This window comes from Bacillus sp. Medicinal_06 (assembly GCF_056711665.1).
Window position 1 is genome coordinate 38,786 of sequence record NZ_JBWYHD010000015.1, and the last position, 18,264, is coordinate 57,049.

General features: G+C 35.2%; 11 protein-coding genes and 5 pseudogenes. 13 read left to right on the forward strand and 3 right to left on the reverse strand.

The features are described from left to right. Positions 1–585 precede the first annotated feature (585 nt). The 5 genes and pseudogenes from AC1M36_RS24245 (at position 586) to AC1M36_RS24265 (ending at position 7,034) form a co-directional block, all read left to right on the forward strand. Positions 586–936 carry a DoxX family protein gene (locus AC1M36_RS24245; RefSeq protein ID WP_336454515.1) on the forward strand — a complete coding sequence of 117 codons (351 nt, stop codon included), beginning with the start codon at positions 586–588 and terminating at the stop codon, positions 934–936. A gap of 1,039 nt (positions 937–1,975) precedes the next feature. Continuing rightward, positions 1,976–2,794 (forward strand): pyrroline-5-carboxylate reductase, encoded by an 819-nt coding sequence (gene proC, locus AC1M36_RS24250; RefSeq protein WP_479846289.1) that lies wholly within the window; start codon positions 1,976–1,978, stop codon positions 2,792–2,794. Between the two features lie 187 nt (positions 2,795–2,981). Next, positions 2,982–4,322 carry a branched-chain amino acid transport system II carrier protein BrnQ5 gene (gene brnQ5, locus AC1M36_RS24255; protein ID WP_479846290.1) on the forward strand — a complete coding sequence of 447 codons (1,341 nt, stop codon included), beginning with the start codon at positions 2,982–2,984 and terminating at the stop codon, positions 4,320–4,322. Positions 4,323–4,453: 131 nt separating this feature from the next. Then, the gene (locus tag AC1M36_RS24260) at positions 4,454–5,869 is read left to right on the forward strand and encodes an amino acid permease (protein WP_336454639.1); all 1,416 of its coding nucleotides are present in this window, start codon (positions 4,454–4,456) and stop codon (positions 5,867–5,869) included. Positions 5,870–6,267: 398 nt separating this feature from the next. After that, a pseudogene (locus tag AC1M36_RS24265) lies at positions 6,268–7,034 on the forward strand (RNA-guided endonuclease TnpB family protein). Between the two features lie 80 nt (positions 7,035–7,114). Here the strand turns inward: AC1M36_RS24265 and AC1M36_RS24270 are convergent. Then, entirely contained in the window at positions 7,115–7,495 is a 381-nt protein-coding gene (locus AC1M36_RS24270) for a helix-turn-helix domain-containing protein (protein ID WP_336454462.1), read from the reverse strand. Positions 7,496–7,678: 183 nt separating this feature from the next. Here AC1M36_RS24270 and AC1M36_RS24275 point away from each other — a divergent pair, with 183 nt between their 5' ends. The 3 genes and pseudogenes from AC1M36_RS24275 to AC1M36_RS24285 all read left to right on the forward strand — a co-directional run. Next, positions 7,679–8,683, forward strand: coding sequence for an asparaginase (locus AC1M36_RS24275; RefSeq protein WP_336454463.1), 1,005 nt, complete (start codon positions 7,679–7,681; stop codon positions 8,681–8,683). A 53-nt stretch (positions 8,684–8,736) separates the two neighbouring features. After that, a complete protein-coding gene (aspA, locus tag AC1M36_RS24280; RefSeq protein ID WP_336454464.1) occupies positions 8,737–10,167 on the forward strand; it encodes an aspartate ammonia-lyase in 1,431 nt (476 codons plus the stop codon). Positions 10,168–10,193: 26 nt separating this feature from the next. Beyond that, positions 10,194–10,289, forward strand: a pseudogene (locus AC1M36_RS24285) (LysR family transcriptional regulator); the annotation flags it as partial. Between the two features lie 137 nt (positions 10,290–10,426). On the opposite strand, the pseudogene AC1M36_RS24290 reads toward AC1M36_RS24285, so the two are convergent. Beyond that, a pseudogene (locus tag AC1M36_RS24290) lies at positions 10,427–11,015 on the reverse strand (serine hydrolase domain-containing protein); the annotation flags it as partial. Positions 11,016–11,322: 307 nt separating this feature from the next. On the opposite strand from AC1M36_RS24290, the gene AC1M36_RS24295 reads away from it, so the two are divergent. From AC1M36_RS24295 to AC1M36_RS24315, 5 genes and pseudogenes are all read left to right on the forward strand, one after another. Continuing rightward, entirely contained in the window at positions 11,323–11,913 is a 591-nt protein-coding gene (locus AC1M36_RS24295; protein ID WP_336454465.1) for a sensor domain-containing protein, read from the forward strand. Positions 11,914–11,917: 4 nt separating this feature from the next. After that, the gene (locus AC1M36_RS24300) at positions 11,918–13,708 is read left to right on the forward strand and encodes a hybrid sensor histidine kinase/response regulator transcription factor (protein ID WP_336454466.1); all 1,791 of its coding nucleotides are present in this window, start codon (positions 11,918–11,920) and stop codon (positions 13,706–13,708) included. 94 nt (positions 13,709–13,802) lie between these two features. Next, positions 13,803–13,961 carry an HNH endonuclease gene (locus AC1M36_RS24305; protein WP_336454469.1) on the forward strand — a complete coding sequence of 53 codons (159 nt, stop codon included), beginning with the start codon at positions 13,803–13,805 and terminating at the stop codon, positions 13,959–13,961. Between the two features lie 177 nt (positions 13,962–14,138). Continuing rightward, positions 14,139–16,100 carry a bifunctional metallophosphatase/5'-nucleotidase gene (locus tag AC1M36_RS24310; RefSeq protein ID WP_479846291.1) on the forward strand — a complete coding sequence of 654 codons (1,962 nt, stop codon included), beginning with the start codon at positions 14,139–14,141 and terminating at the stop codon, positions 16,098–16,100. A gap of 16 nt (positions 16,101–16,116) precedes the next feature. Then, a pseudogene (locus tag AC1M36_RS24315) lies at positions 16,117–17,085 on the forward strand (hypothetical protein); the annotation flags it as partial. A gap of 406 nt (positions 17,086–17,491) precedes the next feature. On the opposite strand, the pseudogene AC1M36_RS24320 reads toward AC1M36_RS24315, so the two are convergent. Further along, a pseudogene (locus AC1M36_RS24320) lies at positions 17,492–18,258 on the reverse strand (RNA-guided endonuclease TnpB family protein). Positions 18,259–18,264: the final 6 nt, after the last annotated feature.

Consider the following 18,264-nt stretch of genomic DNA (forward strand, 5'->3'; position numbering starts at 1 on the left):
TAGCCTGCTATATTTTTAAAACTTTTTAATTGTTAATGCATTTATCTTGAAGTTTTGACACCAAAATGACTTTTCTAATACTTAATATTTTTTTGTAAAATCATGTACTTTTTGATTAGATTTTGTAGTATTAATTATAAATTAAAGATACGCTTCTATTAGAATAGGTTTAAAAGCGTGTAAACTCCCCTTATAAAAAAATTGTCAATTTTTTTATAAGGGGAGTTTACATGATGGTTTTTATTGGCTTAGATTCTTTTACTTACAGGCTATTTATAGAGATTAGTAGTGAGAAAGCGGATAAATCTATGTTCTTAAGAAATTTAACAAAAAATCACTTAATGACCATTGATTATTATCAGAGTGGATTTTTGTAAACATGTAAAGGACGTGTTTATAACTTTGATTTAAATCAACAAACCCTTACTTTAATAGATGAATAGCAAAAGGTCTTCTACTTAGTTCTTAGCGTATAGAACGTTAAAACATGTATGTTACTCTTTCTATTATCTATAAAATACATATATATCTAGTTATTTGTAAATAAAATGGAAACGAACAAAATCTTAAAAGGAGCGAACTTGAATGATGATTGTTCTTCAGGTAGTTTTAGCAATTTTTATTTTAGTAGGGGGATTCATAAAACTTTTCCGTATACCTTTTCAGATTGAACATTGGCAACACTATCAATATCCATTATGGTTCATGTCTATAATCGGTTTTATTGAAATTGTTGGGGCAATAGGAATAATCGGTGGTATCTGGAATCCATACTTAGCAATCGGATCAAATATATTATTAGTAGTTCTCATGGTCGGAGCCATTCATGCTCATATTTTTCGGGCACATCAATCTATCTTAATGATTATTCCTGCAACACTCTGTTTAATATTATCTACGACGATAATTATTTGGAACTTAAATGTATTTTCTTAAACTTAACTATAAACTTCCACTTCAAATAATAGGAGTTATATAAATAACAATTTTAATTAAATAAATATAATTTTAAAATTAATAATTATTAAAAAATATTATATAAGATTTATTTAAAATGGTAATTAATCAAAGAGTATTAATGCCGAAAAAATTATCACCACTTTACTTTTGCTTTTAATGATTATATGAATGGAAAGCTCCTTTATTTCTTAAAACGTACCCTTGTAAAGGACATACAAAAGCCTAGGCAACTTTAAGAAGGTGATCTCTTTATTGCATAGGGATAACCTTTTTTAAATTCCATTGGTATATGTAGTAAATCATATATTGTTTATTTTCTTTTTTTAATTTATCTAGAGTCTTTAATAGAGACTTCATCTTTCAGAGGACCTAAGAAAGATTCTTGGGAGAGTTATCCCAACAGTTTCCTCTTCGTGACATAGATTATTGTAACCCTAGTTCCTTAACTGTTTTTTGGAAATTAGGATCCGTATAATGAACTCCTTAATTTGAGTGAATCAATGCACCTTTTGCTTGATACTTACTTGTTCGTTACAAAAAGCCAACATCTCTCGCCAGATCCCGTAAGGTATTTGGAAATGAGATATTTTGAATCTCTTGAGCAAATAATTGTAATTCATCAGATACAGAAATAGCCATACAAAAACGTCATCTTTTCCTATGATTCTACAAAAAGAATAGCGCGTTTTTTCATTTTAGGTGGGATTCTGTGTTATTAACTTGATGGAAATGGGATAAGATTAGATCAGTCTGTCCAAAATCAGAAAGAATTCATTCACCAATTGTTTGGGCTTACAGCATAAGATATGATTCCGCTAGGAATATATGCGTTTTATTCTCTTTCGGGTTATTTTTGCACCAGAACCCTAATGGGTGGGTTGAACAAGAAATAAGAGACTAGTCTCGATATAGTTTACAATGTTTATTTCTTCTATACGGGATATCATTAATTTTCTTAGAATAATAATTTCAAATCAATAAAAATTTATAATAAAAGGAGCAAGATCGAATTATTATGAATAAACAAATAGGATTCATCGGATGCGGAAACATGGGTATCGCTATGATAGGTGGGATGATTAACAAAAATATAGTTTCTCCGGATAAAATAATGTGTTCAGATTTAAACGTCATTAATTTAAAAAATGCTAGTGAAAAATATGACATAACTACAACTACTGACAACAATGAAGTTGCTAAGAATGCTGATATTTTAATTTTATCAATCAAACCAGATCTATATTCATCCGTAATTAACCAAATAAAAGAGCAGATAAAAAACGATGTAATAGTCGTAACTATTGCTGCGGGAAAAAGTATTAAGAGTACTGAGGATGCTTTCGGGAAAAAGTTAAAGGTTGTAAGAGTAATGCCTAATACACCTGCTCTTGTTGGAGAAGGAATGTCTGCGTTATGTTCCAATGAAATGGTTGCAGAAAGAGATTTAGAAGAGATACTCAATATATTTAATAGTTTTGGTCAGGCAGAGATAGTAAGTGAAAAATTAATGGATGTTGTAACATCTATTAGTGGTTCTTCTCCAGCATATGTATATATGTTTATAGAAGCCATGGCAGATGCTGCTGTACTAGATGGTATGCCAAGAAATCAAGCCTATAAATTCGCGGCTCAAGCTGTATTAGGTTCTGCAAAAATGGTATTGGAAACGGGAATACATCCAGGTGCGTTGAAAGATATGGTTTGTTCTCCAGGGGGAACGACGATAGAAGCTGTAGCAACACTAGAGGAAAAAGGTTTAAGAACAGCTATCATTTCAGCTATGAAACGTTGTACTCAAAAATCTGTTGAATTATCCAATTTAACTAATAAATAAGAAGCTACATTTAGGGGTAACGTCACATTCATTAATTCAAGCTATTTTTAAAGTTAAAAGCCTGTTGCTATTCTCTTATAGGGGAGGAGGACCATAACATAGCCTTCCGCCACTGTACTCTAAGCTGAAATAACCTAAATTTGTATAAATAAAGAGTGTATAAAAATTTGTAATCGGAGGATTTATTATGTCAAAAAAAGTTCCTTCTTCCTTTATCATAATTATAGGATTAATGCTATTTGCATTGTTTTTTGGAGCAGGAAATTTAATTTTTCCACCTATGCTTGGTCAAATGGCTGGAAAGAATGTATGGATAGCCAATGCAGGTTTCTTAGTTACCGGAGTTGGTTTACCATTGCTAGCAATAACAGCATTTGTTTTTTCTGGCAAAAAGGATTTACAATCTTTAGCTAGTCGTGTACATCCGTTGTTTGGTATTGTATTTACAACTGTTCTCTACCTAGCAATTGGTCCTTTTTACGCTATCCCTAGATCTGGTAATGTATCGTTTGAAATTGGAATTAAACCTTTTTTATCAAATGATGCAAGTCCTGTTACATTAATTATATTTACAATCTTATTTTTCACAGTTGCATGCTTGTTATCACTTAATCCTACAAAAATTATTGATGTAGTTGGAAAATTTTTGACTCCTATTAAATTGACATTTATCGGATTGCTCGTAGTTGTAGCTCTTGTTCATCCAATTGGAAGAATTCAAGCACCTTTTGAAGGGTATACATCACATGCATTTTTTAAAGGTTTTCAAGAAGGTTACTTAACACTGGATGCTCTTGTAGCTTTTGTTTTCGGGATTATTATTGTGAATGCAATTAGAGAAAAAGGGGCTACCACTAAAAAACAGCTCATGATTGTTTGTGCAAAAGCAACGGCTATTGCTGCTACACTCTTAGCTCTTATCTATACTGCCCTTTCCTATATGGGGGCTTCTAGTGTTGAAAAACTTGGTCGTTTAGATAATGGCGCTGAAGTTTTAGCAAAAGTTTCAGACTATTATTTTGGTTCTTATGGTGCAATTTTATTAGGTTTAATGATTATAGTAGCATGTTTGACCACAAGCGTAGGACTTATCACTGCTTGTTCTTCTTTTTTCCATGAATTATTTCCAAAGATCTCTTACAAAAAATTCGCTATTATTTTGTCTGTTTTTAGTACACTAGTTGCAAATATAGGATTAACACAATTAATTACGATTTCAATCCCTGTATTAATGACTATGTATCCAATTGCTATTACCTTAATATTCTTAACTTTTTTACACTCTGTATTTAATGGTAGATTTGAAGTATATCAAGGTAGTTTGATATTAACATTTATTATTAGTTCATTTGATGGCTTAAATGCTGCTGGAGTAAAAATCGAAATAATTCATAATTTTTTCGCCCATTCTCTTCCTTTGTATAGTGTAGGTTTAGGTTGGGTACTTCCAGCTATTATAGGCGGTGTATGCGGTTATATTTTTAGCGTATTACGGAAGAAAAATACCCTTAGTTCTGGTGAAATTTGATTAAATAAATTTTTTGAATATTTTAAATTCATATAATGTAAAGTTTTGGACCAGCTAATATCTAAGTAAATTTATATATACCACAAGAATTAGAAAAACATACCTTATTTTTTAAAGGAGATACAGAGAATATGAGTAAGTTATTAAAAAAGAAATCTGTTACACAATTGTTAGAGCATAATCAAAGTAAGACCTTAACAAAAACATTAGGAGCATTTGATTTAATTATGTTAGGAATAGGCTCGATAATTGGAACAGGAGTTCTTGTGTTAACTGGATTAGTAGCAGCAAGAGATGCTGGTCCAGCAGTTATTTTTTCATTTGTACTTGCAGCGATTGTTTGTGCATTTATAGCATTATGTTACGCAGAAATTGCTTCTACACTCCCAACGTCAGGTAGTGTATATACGTACTCCTATGCAACAATTGGTGAGTTTGTGGCTCATTTAGTAGGTTGGACGTTACTTTCAATATATATCGTGGCAACAGCGGCTGTCGCTGGTGGATGGACGGGATATTTTCACAATTTAATAAATGGATTTGGATTAGAGATACCAAAAACCCTATTAACAATTCCATCACAAGGTGGTATTGTTAATCTACCAGCTGTAATCATTACATTGATATTAACATGGATGTTATCGCGTGGTACGAAGGAAAGTAAACGTATCAATAACATAATGGTGCTAATTAAAATTGGAATGGTTGTATTATTTATTATAGTTGGTATATTCTATGTAAAGCCAGAGAACTGGATACCATTTACACCATACGGTTTTAGTGGGATTTTTGCTGGTGGAGCAGCCGTATTCTTCGCTTTTATGGGCTTCGATATATTAGCAACTTCGGCAGAAGAAGTAAAAGATCCACAACGTAATCTTCCCATCGGTATTATTGTATCGTTAATCATATGTACACTTATTTACATTATAGTATGCCTTGTTATGACAGGGATGGTTTCCTATAAAGAATTAAATGTACCTGAGGCAATGGCTTATGTAATGGAAGTTGTAGGGCAAGGGAAAGTCGCTGGTGTAATTGCTGCTGGGGCTGTAATTGGCCTTATGGCTGTTATTTTCTCGACTATGTACGCTGCAACACGAGTATTCTTTGCAATGAGTCGTGATGGACTGTTACCAAAATCACTTGCGAAGATTAATAAGAAGACTGGAGCACCAACCTTTACAATTGGATTAGCGGGAATAGGAAGCTCTGTGATAGCTGGATTTATTGATTTAAAAGAATTAGCGAATTTAGTTAACATTGGTGGTTTAGTAACGTTTGCGCTAGTTAGTGTATCAGTTATTATCCTCCGTAAATCACACCCAAATTTAAAACGTGGATTTATGGTGCCGTTTGTACCCGTATTACCAAGCATTTCAATTGTATGTTGTGTGTTCTTAATGCTAAATTTACCATTAAGAACATGGGTGTACTTCAGTATTTGGATCACTATTGGAGCAGTAATATATTTTGTTTATTCGATGAAGCACAGTAATTTAAATGAGGAAAAAATTTCAAAAGCACATGATAAAATGGCGAGATAATAGTCAGAGGAAATACTATTAATAATTATATCGATAATGGAGTAACATAGATATCAATCAAAATTAAAAAAGATGACTTCTGTTGAATACAGAAGTCATCTTTTTGATGTTACATAATTTTTTTGAAATGCCTTCTACAGAAGAGACAGATTCGTATTTTCCCTTACTGTTTTGATGTCCATTTAAATAATTTTTACGCAATCGCTTTAGAATCCTTCGATTGAAAAAAATAAAGCATCATATCTTTTTTATTTTATTGTTTTCCGACAGAAGACTCCTTCCTCAAAAATGTGAAGGTGTGAAAACACCAATTTTAGGTGGGAGATGAATGTCGGTAGGCGTAAGCCTACTTTTTTAGTATACTGTAGGTATCCTACGAAAGAAGTGAGGTGCAACCCATGTTAGTAAATAAGGCATATAAATTTCGTATCTATCCAAATAAGGTACAAGAAATATTAATTGCTAAAACTATTGGTTGCAGTCGCTTTATATTTAACTATTTTCTTACTCTCTGGAATGACACCTATAAAGAAACAGGAAAAGGATTAACCTATCCTTTTTGCTCTGCCGAGCTTACTCAATTAAAAAAGCAACAGGATACACTTTGGTTAAAAGAAGTGGATAGTATTGCTCTTCAATCCACATTAAAAAACCTCGCAGATGCTTTTTCACGTTTTTTCAAGAAACAAAATGATATTCCACGATTCAAATCTAAAAACAATAAAGTTCAATCCTACACAACCAAGCAAACGAACGGTAATATTGCGATTATAGATAACAAGCTGATTACTTACATAAACTCTCTACTGAAATCATCAAAAACCACGATGTCATCGGTATAGAAGACTTACAAGTCAGTAACCTGCTCAAAAATGGAAAGCTTGCAAAAGCAATTAGTGAAGTATCTTGGTCACAATTTCGAACGATGTTGGAATATAAAGCAAAATGGTATGGCAAACAAGTTGTTGTGGTATCTAAAACGTTTGCTTCTAGTCAGTTATGTTCCAATTGTGGATACAAAAACAAAGATGTTAAAAATCTAATAATTCATGAGTGGGATTGCCCTTCTTGTGGCACACATCACGATAGAGATAGGAATGCAGCACTCAATCTGAGAAACGAAGCAATTCATCTCTTAACCGTAGGAACTACAGGGATAGCCTAATCCATTAGAGTTCGATAGAACTCTGTACTTAGGAATCTCCCACTTCAAACTGTCCGTAAGGACGTTAAGTGGTGAGTAGTTCAATTATTTTCAATCGTAGATAAAAGCTCTTCTATTCTTCCAGCTTTTAATTCTCTTTTACTCCTCACAAAAGCTATAAATTCAATTATTTCTTCTGTAGATAATGATTCTCCGTCTATGGAAAGTGTATGGTTAGAATCTTTCAATATCTTTGTAATCTCAACAACACCTATTTTCTTTTGCAGATATTCAGTTCGACCCAATATATAATCTACTGATGTATCAAATAAATCTGCTATTTTGGATAAAGATTGTAATGAAGGCATTCTGTAACCATTTTCATACCCAGCATAGGTACTTTTCGCAATCCCAAGTCGATCTGCTGTATCTTGTAAGGACCATTTTTGATTTTTTCTTAATTCAGATAAACGTTCCAGCATTCGTCTCATACCCCATCTATTTTTGTTGAATCAATTATAACATAGAAAAATAACCAAGAATAGAAAAAAGTACGCGTATAGAATACAAAACCTTGATTATTCCAAATTAAGTTCTATAATGATAAGTATAAATACGCATTTCGCGAACGATATACAGTTATTTATTCTGTGGAGGTTTTATGTATGAAGAAAATTTTAATACTCGCAACTGGTGGAACGATTGCTTCAGTGGAGGGAAACGAAGGGCTCGTTCCAGGATTAGCTGCTGAGGAATTGTTGCATTATTTCTCTAAGTCATCCCCAAACATAGAAATTGATTGCAAAATCTTAATGAACATTGACAGTACCAATATGCAGCCTGAGAATTGGGTAGAAATGGCTAATGCTGTTTTTCACCATTATGATTATTATGACGGATTTGTGATTACACATGGGACAGATACATTAGCCTATACATCTTCTGCGCTTTCTTATATGCTTCAAGGTCTAAGAAAACCGGTTGTTTTAACAGGCTCACAAGTCCCTATCAGTTTTAAAAAAACAGACGCAAGGAAAAATGTAGCTGATGCCCTGAGATTTTCCTGTGAGGATATTGGCGGTGTGTTCATTGTTTTTGATGGTCGGGTCATTATTGGGACAAGAGCCGTTAAAATGCGAACCAAAAGTTATGATGCGTTTGAAAGTGTGAATTATCCATATGTTGCCGATGTAAATGAAAATGAAGTTAGATATCATTGGAAGCCAATGTCTACTAGTAATAAGCTCTCGGTAAATACTAGTTTATGTACAGATGTTTTTCTTATGAAATTGTATCCAGGTACAAAGCCAGAGATATTTGATTGTCTAAAAGGTTTGTATAAAGGAATTATTATTGAAAGCTTTGGTAACGGCGGATTACCTTTTGAAGGAAGGAACTTGCTTTCAAAAATTCAAGAGCTTACTGAAGAGGGAATTGCTATAGTGATCACAACTCAGTGCTTGGAAGAAGGAGAAGATATACTTCTCTATGAAGTAGGACAAAAGGTAGCACAGCATCGAGTAATATTATCTGGAGATATGAATACGGAAGCCATCATGGCGAAACTGATGTGGACACTTGGACAAACTGATAAATTAGAAGAGGTCAAAGAGATCATTGAAACCCCTTTAGCAAGTGATTTAACGCTTCCATCTGATAAGGATTGGTAATGATTCTATCTATCTTTCTAGGATTTTGCATTTTATAGAGGAGAGAAATTAATATGTCAATTACAAAAGAGCACATGCGAGTTGAGAAGGATTTTTTAGGATCAAAGGAAGTACCTATCAAGGCCTATTACGGAATTCAAACTCTACGTGCTGTTGAAAATTTTCCAATCACAGGATTTAGAATACATGAAGAATTAATTAAAGCAATGGCTATGGTGAAAAAAGCAGCAGCACAAGCAAACATGGACGTTAAACGCCTATATTCAGGAATTGGAGAAGCTATTGTAAAAGCGGCAGATGAAATGATGAAAGGGAAATGGCATGATCAAATTATCGTAGATCCTATTCAAGGCGGAGCCGGGACATCAATAAATATGAATGTAAATGAAGTCATTGCCAATCGTGCCATTGAATTACTAGGGAAAGAAAAAGGAGACTACTTCCATTGCAGTCCTAATACTCATGTGAATATGTCTCAATCTACAAACGACGCATTTCCTACAGCAATTCATATCGCAGTGTTGAATCTTCTTGAAAAATTACTGAAAACAATGGCCGATATGCACAGCGTGTTCCAACAAAAAGCACAAGAATTCAATCATGTAATCAAAATGGGCCGCACCCACCTTCAAGATGCTGTACCAATTCGTCTTGGTCAGGAATTTGAAGCATATGGACGCATGATTGAACGTGATATTAAGCGTATTAAGCAATCCAGCCAACATTTATATGAATTGAACATGGGAGCGACAGCAGTCGGTACAGGATTAAATGCAGACACTCGTTATATTAAACTGGTTGTCAAATATCTCGCTGAAATTAGTGAATTACCACTTGTTGGTGCTGAGCATCTAGTCGATGCAACGCAAAGTACGGATGCCTATACAGAGGTATCCGCTGCATTGAAAGTATGCATGATGAATATGTCAAAATTCGCGAATGATTTACGTTTAATGGCATCTGGCCCTAGAGCTGGATTGGGGGAAATTACGTTACCGGCACGTCAGCCGGGTTCATCCATCATGCCTGGTAAAGTAAATCCAGTGATGGCAGAGGTGATTAACCAAGTAGCGTTCCAAGTGATTGGTAATGACCATACTATTTGCCTTGCATCAGAGGCGGGTCAGCTGGAACTAAATGTTATGGAGCCAGTCCTTGTATTTAACCTGTTTCAGTCTATAAGCATTATGGATAATGCTTTCCGTGTTTTCACAAATCACTGCTTAAAGGGAATCAAGGCAAATGAAGAACGTTTGAAAGAATATGTAGAAAATAGTGTGGGTGTCATTACAGCGGTTAATCCCCATATTGGGTACGAGGTTGCTGCCCGCATTGCCAAAGAGGCAATTTTAAGTGGAGCTCCGATAAGAGAACTATGCCTAAAGTATGATGTGTTAACAGAGGAGGAGCTAGATTTAATTCTAGACCCATACGAAATGACACATCCAGGAATCGCGGGTGCAATTTTACTTGAAAGGGAATAGCATATTAACCATTAAACAATGAATACAGCAAACTTTGCTTTAAACTATTAATCCCCAGATTAGAAGCAAATTTAAATATCATCTGGAAAAAACATCAAGTATTTTCTAGTGCAGCAAACTAGTTTTTAGATCAGCTTCAAAACAATATTAAATAGTAGAAATTCGATTGCTATAGAGAATTGCTTATTCAAAGTTTAAAAAACGCTATTTTAATTAGTAAAATAGCGTTTTTTACCTAGCAATAACATATTTTCTTTTTGTCATACGTATAAGCTTCGCCGGGCGGCCGTACTACCGTTGGTATATTTTTAGAGAAAAACTCCTTCATCGATATATTTTGATCAACATATTCCGGTCCGGTAATTGTGGTGATATCTGGAAAATCTACGCCGCTAGTATAAGTTAGCATATCAAACAGGGTGAGAGGTTTTCCTGTTTGATTGGGGATTTTTAATCCACCAAGATATCGTTGTACATCTTCATCTAGTTTGAGCTTTCCTTTATCGACTTGTTGCATCACGTCTAAGGCAGTAAATGTTTTCGAGACTGAAGCAATTTGAAAGACCGTGTCCCGACGGGGATTTTCTTTTCTTTATCTGCATAACCATACCCTTTATTGACGACGACTTTTCCATCATGGACGACGACAAAACTTGAACCGTTCACATTGAACTTCTTCATTTTTTCCTCAAATAACAGATCAGCAAAAGATTCTACTTCTTTTTTTTACTAGGTGCTTTCGTCATTTTGATATCCGTTGTGGATGTTGATGGTTTTGATTTTCCAACTTCTAATGATTGTTGGGAACACGCAGAAATCATGCTTGTAGAAGTAAGCAGAATTGCCATGAGGCCCAATTTATTGATTGTTTTTTCATTTTTCGTGCACTCCTTTGTTTGACTGAAATTTTCTTGTTAGCACAACGAGTTGTCAGCTCGTCAGTGTATGCACTGAGTGTAGCAAGCAGCAAGTCATAGTAGCTAGTGACTTTTTGTCAGATTTATATAGACCATGAAAAATAGGGGGGTACGGCTGTTTTGATAGTCATGACTTACAAATCATGACACTTTGACACTACCGTATGTGACAGACGAATGGTTAAAATCGAAGGGCGGCTCTTAACGTAATAGCAAAGAAAGAGGAGGAGAGAATCTAATGACGAAAACATCATCTCAAAAAATTTTGCAAGATTTTTACTTTTTGTTGTTTACCTTCGGATCTGGATTGTTTTACTTTTGTTTCTATTTGGTCAGCATTACAATTGCGTTGGTGATGACGGTTATCTTCGTGGGTATTCCCTTGTTGGCGAGTGTGTTACAAACAGCTCACACGTTTGTCCAGTATGAACGCATTCAGACGAAAATTTATACAGATATATCGATAGAGCCAATCTTAACAAGGACAGAAAGTGGAGGGGATAGATGGATTAAAGCGAGAGTAACGATTCTTAATAGTAGTAATTGGAGGGCTATTTTTTGGCTCATGCAGAAATTTTTTGTTGGAGTGTTTAGCCTTATAAGTGCCGTTATATTGTACGTAGCTCCGCTTGCATTTATCTTTGCACCATTACTATTTCAATATTTTGAGATATACTTATTGGGAATCGCTGTGAATTCATGGGAGAAAGCTATATTTGTCATGATTGCTGGGTGCATTCTCGTCTGGTTACGCATTCGTATTGGAAGCAGCTTAGTTCAAATAGTTGGAATGTACACGTGTTCCATGTTTAAGGCTATTAAGGGGTGATAATTTGTTTAAGAGCTTGAAAGAATGGTTCTGGTATGATTGGATATTACTTTGTATACGTTTTATCATCTGGCTATCATTGATGTTAACTACTATTCAACACCAAGACCATTTGACTGTGCCACTTTGGATCATTATTCTTTGGGAAGTGGCCTCATTTTCAGTACCTTGGATTTGTTTAATGTTCAGTTATCGCCATTATCTGTTTACTGAGATAGCTTTGTTTGGCGGAGTAAGCTTTTACTTAACTTTATTATTTCCGTCAGCATACCTTGCTTTTTTAATGCCGACTTTCATGATTGCGGCAAATAGTGCCCATAAATCATACCGTTGGTCGGGTGCTGTCACAGTTATTTTGTTTCCGTTACTCATTGCAATAATTACCCATGGAATAGAGTTATGGGTAATTATCATACAACTCGGTTTGGCTTTTGCTATGGGATCTTCCTTTCGTTTACTTGTTGTCAATTACCGTCAAAATGAAGTTATTCGTAACCAGAAGCATGTATTGGAACAGTACGTATCTCAGATTGAACGGATTACTTTGTTGGAGGAGCGTGACAGGCTCTCCAAAGATTTGCACGATACGATGGGGCATTCCTATACCTCGATTATTATGGGAATGGAAACATTACGTACGGAATTAAAGACTAAAGATGGAGAGCAAAAGCTCGACTCATTATTGCAATTGGCCCGTAACAGTATGGAAGAAGTGAGAACGTATTTACATCAAATGGATTCACCCCAAGAATCACTTCCCTTAACTGTTACGTTGCAACAATTAACAGAGGAATTCCAGAAACATGCAAAAGTAAATGTGCGCATTCGAATAATAGGGGAAGAGTATATGGTCTCCAAACAATCAAAAATGACGCTGTATCGGAGTTTGCAGGAATCGCTAACGAATGCGGTGCGACATGGAAACTCCACCGAAATTCTTGTTTCACTACATTTTGAGCCACAACAAACGAGATTGGATGTGCAAGATAATGGCTGTGGGGTGGAGGAATGGAAGGATGGCTTCGGATTAACTACGATGAAAGACCGTGTGATACAGTTACAAGGGAGAGTCACTATATACTCCAAAAAAGGGGAGGGGACGCTCATCTCATGTGTGTTACCCAGACTAGCACAATTGTCCGAAGAACGAATCCGCTTATGTATCGTCGATGATCACTCGTTTATTCGAGAAAGTCTCCATACAATTTTGGATGGACAAGAAGACTTGCAGGTAGTGGGAATGGCTGAAGATGGAAATCAGGCTGTAGAATTGTGCGAAAGCCTCAATCCAGATTTAGTATTAATGGATTTGGAGATGCCCAATCTGGATGGGATTCGTGCGACCAAAGTAATCAAGGAAAAATGGCCTGACATTCGCGTCCTCATCCTGTCAACGTTTCAGGATACAGAAAGGGCAAAGGAAATTATACGAAGTGGCGCTGACGGCTATTTGCTGAAATCGATGGATTCGTGTGAACTGGCTGAATCGATTCGCCTCGTCTATCGGGGAGGCACGATGATTAACCAAGATTTGTTCCATAGACTGTGGGAAAGAAATAATGAGGCAAAGTCAGTCGAATCAAAGTCAGATGGAAAAGAGTATGGCTTAACGAAACGCGAACTAGAAGTTTTGAATCTATTATCACAAGGAATCCGTTATAAAACAATCGCTTCGAAACTTTATTTATCAAATGGCACAGTAAGAAATTACGCCTCCAACCTCTATGACAAGCTGGGAGTCAAAAATCGAGAAGAAGCCGTGGAAAAAGCAAAAGATACAGGATTAATTTCATAGGAGGAGGCATTGCCAACTACTAGGGGTATGTGAGTGATTCTATATTTCATGGGCTACATCGAAAGCGCATTACGGCGATATTGATGAAGGGTATATAGAAGGTCATCACACGAAGCCTATTTCGGAAAAGAATAAAAATGAGGTAACTAAAGTAGAGGATACTGTTCTTGTTTGTTCAAATTGTCACCGTATGTTACACCACAAAAGACCATGGCTTTCTGCTAATCAATTAAAAGATTTATTAGCTAAATAAGTTAAAAACACCAGGCGAACCGTCATCGGCTCGCCTTTCGTAATTTAGATGATCAATAATAGGGATTATAAATATTTAAAATTATTTTTTGCAGTTGAAGTTTTCCGAATAATAAGTTACATTTTTAAAGTTCAAGAAATTATATAACAGTACAAAAAGGGGAGAAACATTGTTATTATGTCAAAAATGAGATGGAAGAGCCATGTATGTTATTTTATTATTTTTATACTACTTGGAGCAACAATAACAATCAAACCAGTTATCTCTAAAGCAGAGGAATCTGATGTTAATATTACATTATTGGGTACTGCAGATATTCATGGTAGGTTTATGCCTTGGGATTATGCACTTGATGGTGCTAATATGAGTGGAAGTTTAACGCAGCTTTATACGGTTATAAAGAAGGTGCGTCAAGAAAATCCAAATACCATATTATTAGATGCCGGAGATACAATTCAAGGGAACTCAGTAGAACTATTCAATGATAAGCCACAGTCTCCAATGATGGTAGCAATGAACGAAATGGGATATGATGCTTGGGCATTTGGAAATCATGAATTCAATTTTGGATTAGATACATTGAAAAAAGTTAGTGAGCAATATAAGGGAAAGACGTTAGCAGGAAATATTTATAAGGAGAATGGAGAGCGTTTTCTTCCTGCATATACGATTGTTGAAAAAGGTGGAATTAAAGTTGGGATTATTGGCATGAATACACCAATGATTAGTGATTTTGAAAAAGGGACAGATCATTTAGCTGGTTTAGTTGTGAAAAATCCAGTAGAAGAGACAAAAAAGGTAATTAAAGAATTAAAAGGTAAAGTAGATGTAATGGTAGGGGTTATGCATATGGGACTAGAAAATGAGAATGGAATCCCTGGTACTGGAGTTCAAGATATTGCGAATGCTTGTCCGGAAATAAGCGCTATTTTTGCAGCTCATATGCATAAACTTGTTAAAAAAGAAGTTGTAAATGGTGTTATTATTACAGAACCAGACAAATATGGAACGCATATCTCACGTATTGACCTTACTTTTACAAAGCAAGATGGGAAGCTGGTTTTAAAAGATAAAATAGCTACCGCTTTACCTGTAAAAAATGCTGATGGAACAACGGTATTATCTGATCCTGCACTTGAAGCAACACTAACACCTTTTCACGAGTATGCGAGAGGAGATGCAAATGTTGTAGTTGCTCAATTAAAGGGTAGAAATCTTGTTCCTGAAAATGAAATAAAGGGTATTCCAAGTGTGCAAATTCAAGAGACACCTTTATCAGATTTTTTTCATGAAGTCATGCTCTATTACAGCAAAGCAGATGTAGTAGCCCATCAAATTGATAACGATTATGCACGTTTAGATGTAGGTCCTATTAAGAAGAAAGATATTGCGTATAATTACCAATATGCTTTGGGAGAAATTACAGTATATAAGATAACTGGAAAAGATTTAAAAGATTATATGGAGTGGACGGCGGGTTATTTTAACTCATCTCGTGCCGGAGATGTAACAGTTAGCTTTGATAAAACACGCCGTGCGTCTAAATACAGTACGAACGACTTCTTTGGAGGCGTGAAATACGAAATTGACTTAACAAAACCATATGGAAGTCGAATTACAAATTTACGATCTATTCGTACAAATAAACCAATCAAAATGAGCGATGTTATGACTCTGGGAATGAATGCATATAGAATGGAGGCTCTTCAAGCAAAAGGAGGGGCTTTAGAGGGACGTAAGTTTGAACAGATTTGGTCATCTAAACAAGAGAATGCATTTGGTGAAACAGGTGGAATCATTCGTAACCTTGCTATTACATATTTAAAAGAGGTAAAGGATGGTGTATACACACCAAAAGTTATGCATAATTGGAAAATTACCGGTGTAGATACACATTCTTCAGAGCATAAGGCTGTAGTGAATCTCATAAATAAAGGGATTTTAGAAATTCCAAAAACAGAAGATGGAAAATATACAAATATAGCAGCTATAAATACTAAAGATTCAATTACAAAAGAAGAGATTGTAGCACTCTCTCAAAAAGCTCATATTAATCCAAATCAGTTTAAGCATGTAAAAACAAAAGGTGAATTTTACAAAAAACTAAATAGGATTATTAAAAATATAGGAAAAATCTAATACTTAGATTGTTTTAGGGAAAGGTTTTCCACTTGGGATAGGGGATCCACAATCTGAATACTCAATGCTAGCTGCTTTAAGCCCTGAGATCGGTGCACCTATGATGGCTAGATTTGGAGTAATGGGAGTCATTATAGCTGTCATGATGATTCGTGGCTGGAGCAAGGTTTTTTTACGAATAGTATTACTCATATTTGTGTATATGTTAGTAGCGATTCTATTATTTGCAGTTATTGACTACCGTGTATTGGCGTCTGCAGCATATGGATTTGTCTTTTTGATTGAAGCGCCATTTGATTTTCCGCATGGAGTGAAATTTTTTGAACAGATAATGTACTGGACGATTGTAAATCAATATATTAGTATGCTAGGAGTATTTCTATGGAGTGCTACTGCTTTAGTCTATCAACGCCAAACATGAAATGCTTGTCCGTATTGTGGCCAAAATAGTAATCCTTCTAAATGGACATCACAATCCTCAGCAGCATCTTGGGGAAAATGGTGTACGTACATTGCTATTATAATTCCTATTTGTTATTCCATAACAAGATAGTGTTGGACAATCGGCATTCCACTAGGAACTACAAAAGAATTACTTGATTCTTTTGAACGTGATTCACCTGGAATTTGGTTAATGGGTGCATCCTTGGCTACCGTAGCGCTCGGAGGGGCAATTCTTACGCTTGGACTTATTCAGCAATGGAGAGAAAAATTTCCACTTTGGTTTCCATTTATTGCTGGCAAGCGTGTACCTCTTTCCTTAGCAATTGTTCCTGCTTCCTTGTTTTCTATTATGGTTACTTCAGCTGGTTTGATGTACATCCTAAGTTTTATTACTAAAGGGGGGCTGGATCATAGGGGATGGGCATTGGAAGGTCCTGAGTTATTATGGCCAACTTGGGGAATCGCTCTGTTTGGTGCTACGATTGCTTATTATTACCGGAGGCGTAGTACGTGTAAATATTGCAAACAGGTTATAAAGTGAAACTCATATCTTTCTACAACAATGCAAAATAGAAGAGGGGAATATAGGAATTGAGAACTCTACATTAAACCCTTGTTTAATCGATAATTAAATATAATTCTAGCAGCTATTATAGTACTTATTTACAACATTGCGATCATATTAACGAAGAAACCAATATAGACTTATCAAAACTATAAGCAAACAAGTAATAAATATAGTGCAAATATGCACCTTTTGAAAAAGAGTGAAAGTTAAAAAAGGGACCCCATGTGGGTTCCTTTTTTAATATATATATCCAAATATAACTCTAGTCCAACGATGGAAAATTATTGTTAATTTTTTGAACTACTCACCACTTAACGTCCTTACGGACTGTTTGAAGTGGGAGATTCCTAAGTACAGAGTTCTATCGAACTCTAATGGATTAGGCTATCCCCGTAGTTCCTACGGTTAAGAGATGAATTGCTTCGTTTCTCAGATTGAGTGCTGCATTCCTATCTCTATCGTGATGTGTGCCACAAGAAGGGCAATCCCACTCACGAATTATTAGATTTTTAACATCTTTGTTTTTGTATCCACAATTGGAACATAACTGACTGGAAGCAAATGTTTTAGATACCACAACAACTTGTTTGCCATACCATTTTGCCTTATATTCCAACATTGTTCGAAATTGTGACCAAGATACTTCACTAATTGCTTTTGCAAGCTTTCCATTTTTGAGCAGGTTACTGACTTGTAAGTCTTCTATACCGATGACATCGTGGTTTTTGATGATTTCAGTAGAGAGTTTATGTAAGTAATCAGCTTGTTATCTATAATCGCAATATTACCGTTCGTTTGCTTGGTTGTGTAGGATTGAACCTTATTGTTTTTAGATTTGAATCGTAGAATATCATTTTGTTTCTTGAAAAAACGTGAAAAAGCATCTGCGAGGTTTTTTAATGTGGATTGAAGAGCAATACTATCTACTTCTTTTAACCAAAGTGTATCCTGTTGCTTTTTTAATTGAGTAAGCTCGGCAGAGCAAAAAGGATAGGTTAATCCTTTTCCTGTTTCTTTATAGGTGTCATTCCAGAGAGTAAGAAAATAGTTAAATATAAAGCGACTGCAACCGATAGTTTTAGCAATTACTATTTCTTGTACCTTATTTGGATAGATACGAAATTTATATGTCTTATTTACTAACATGGGTTG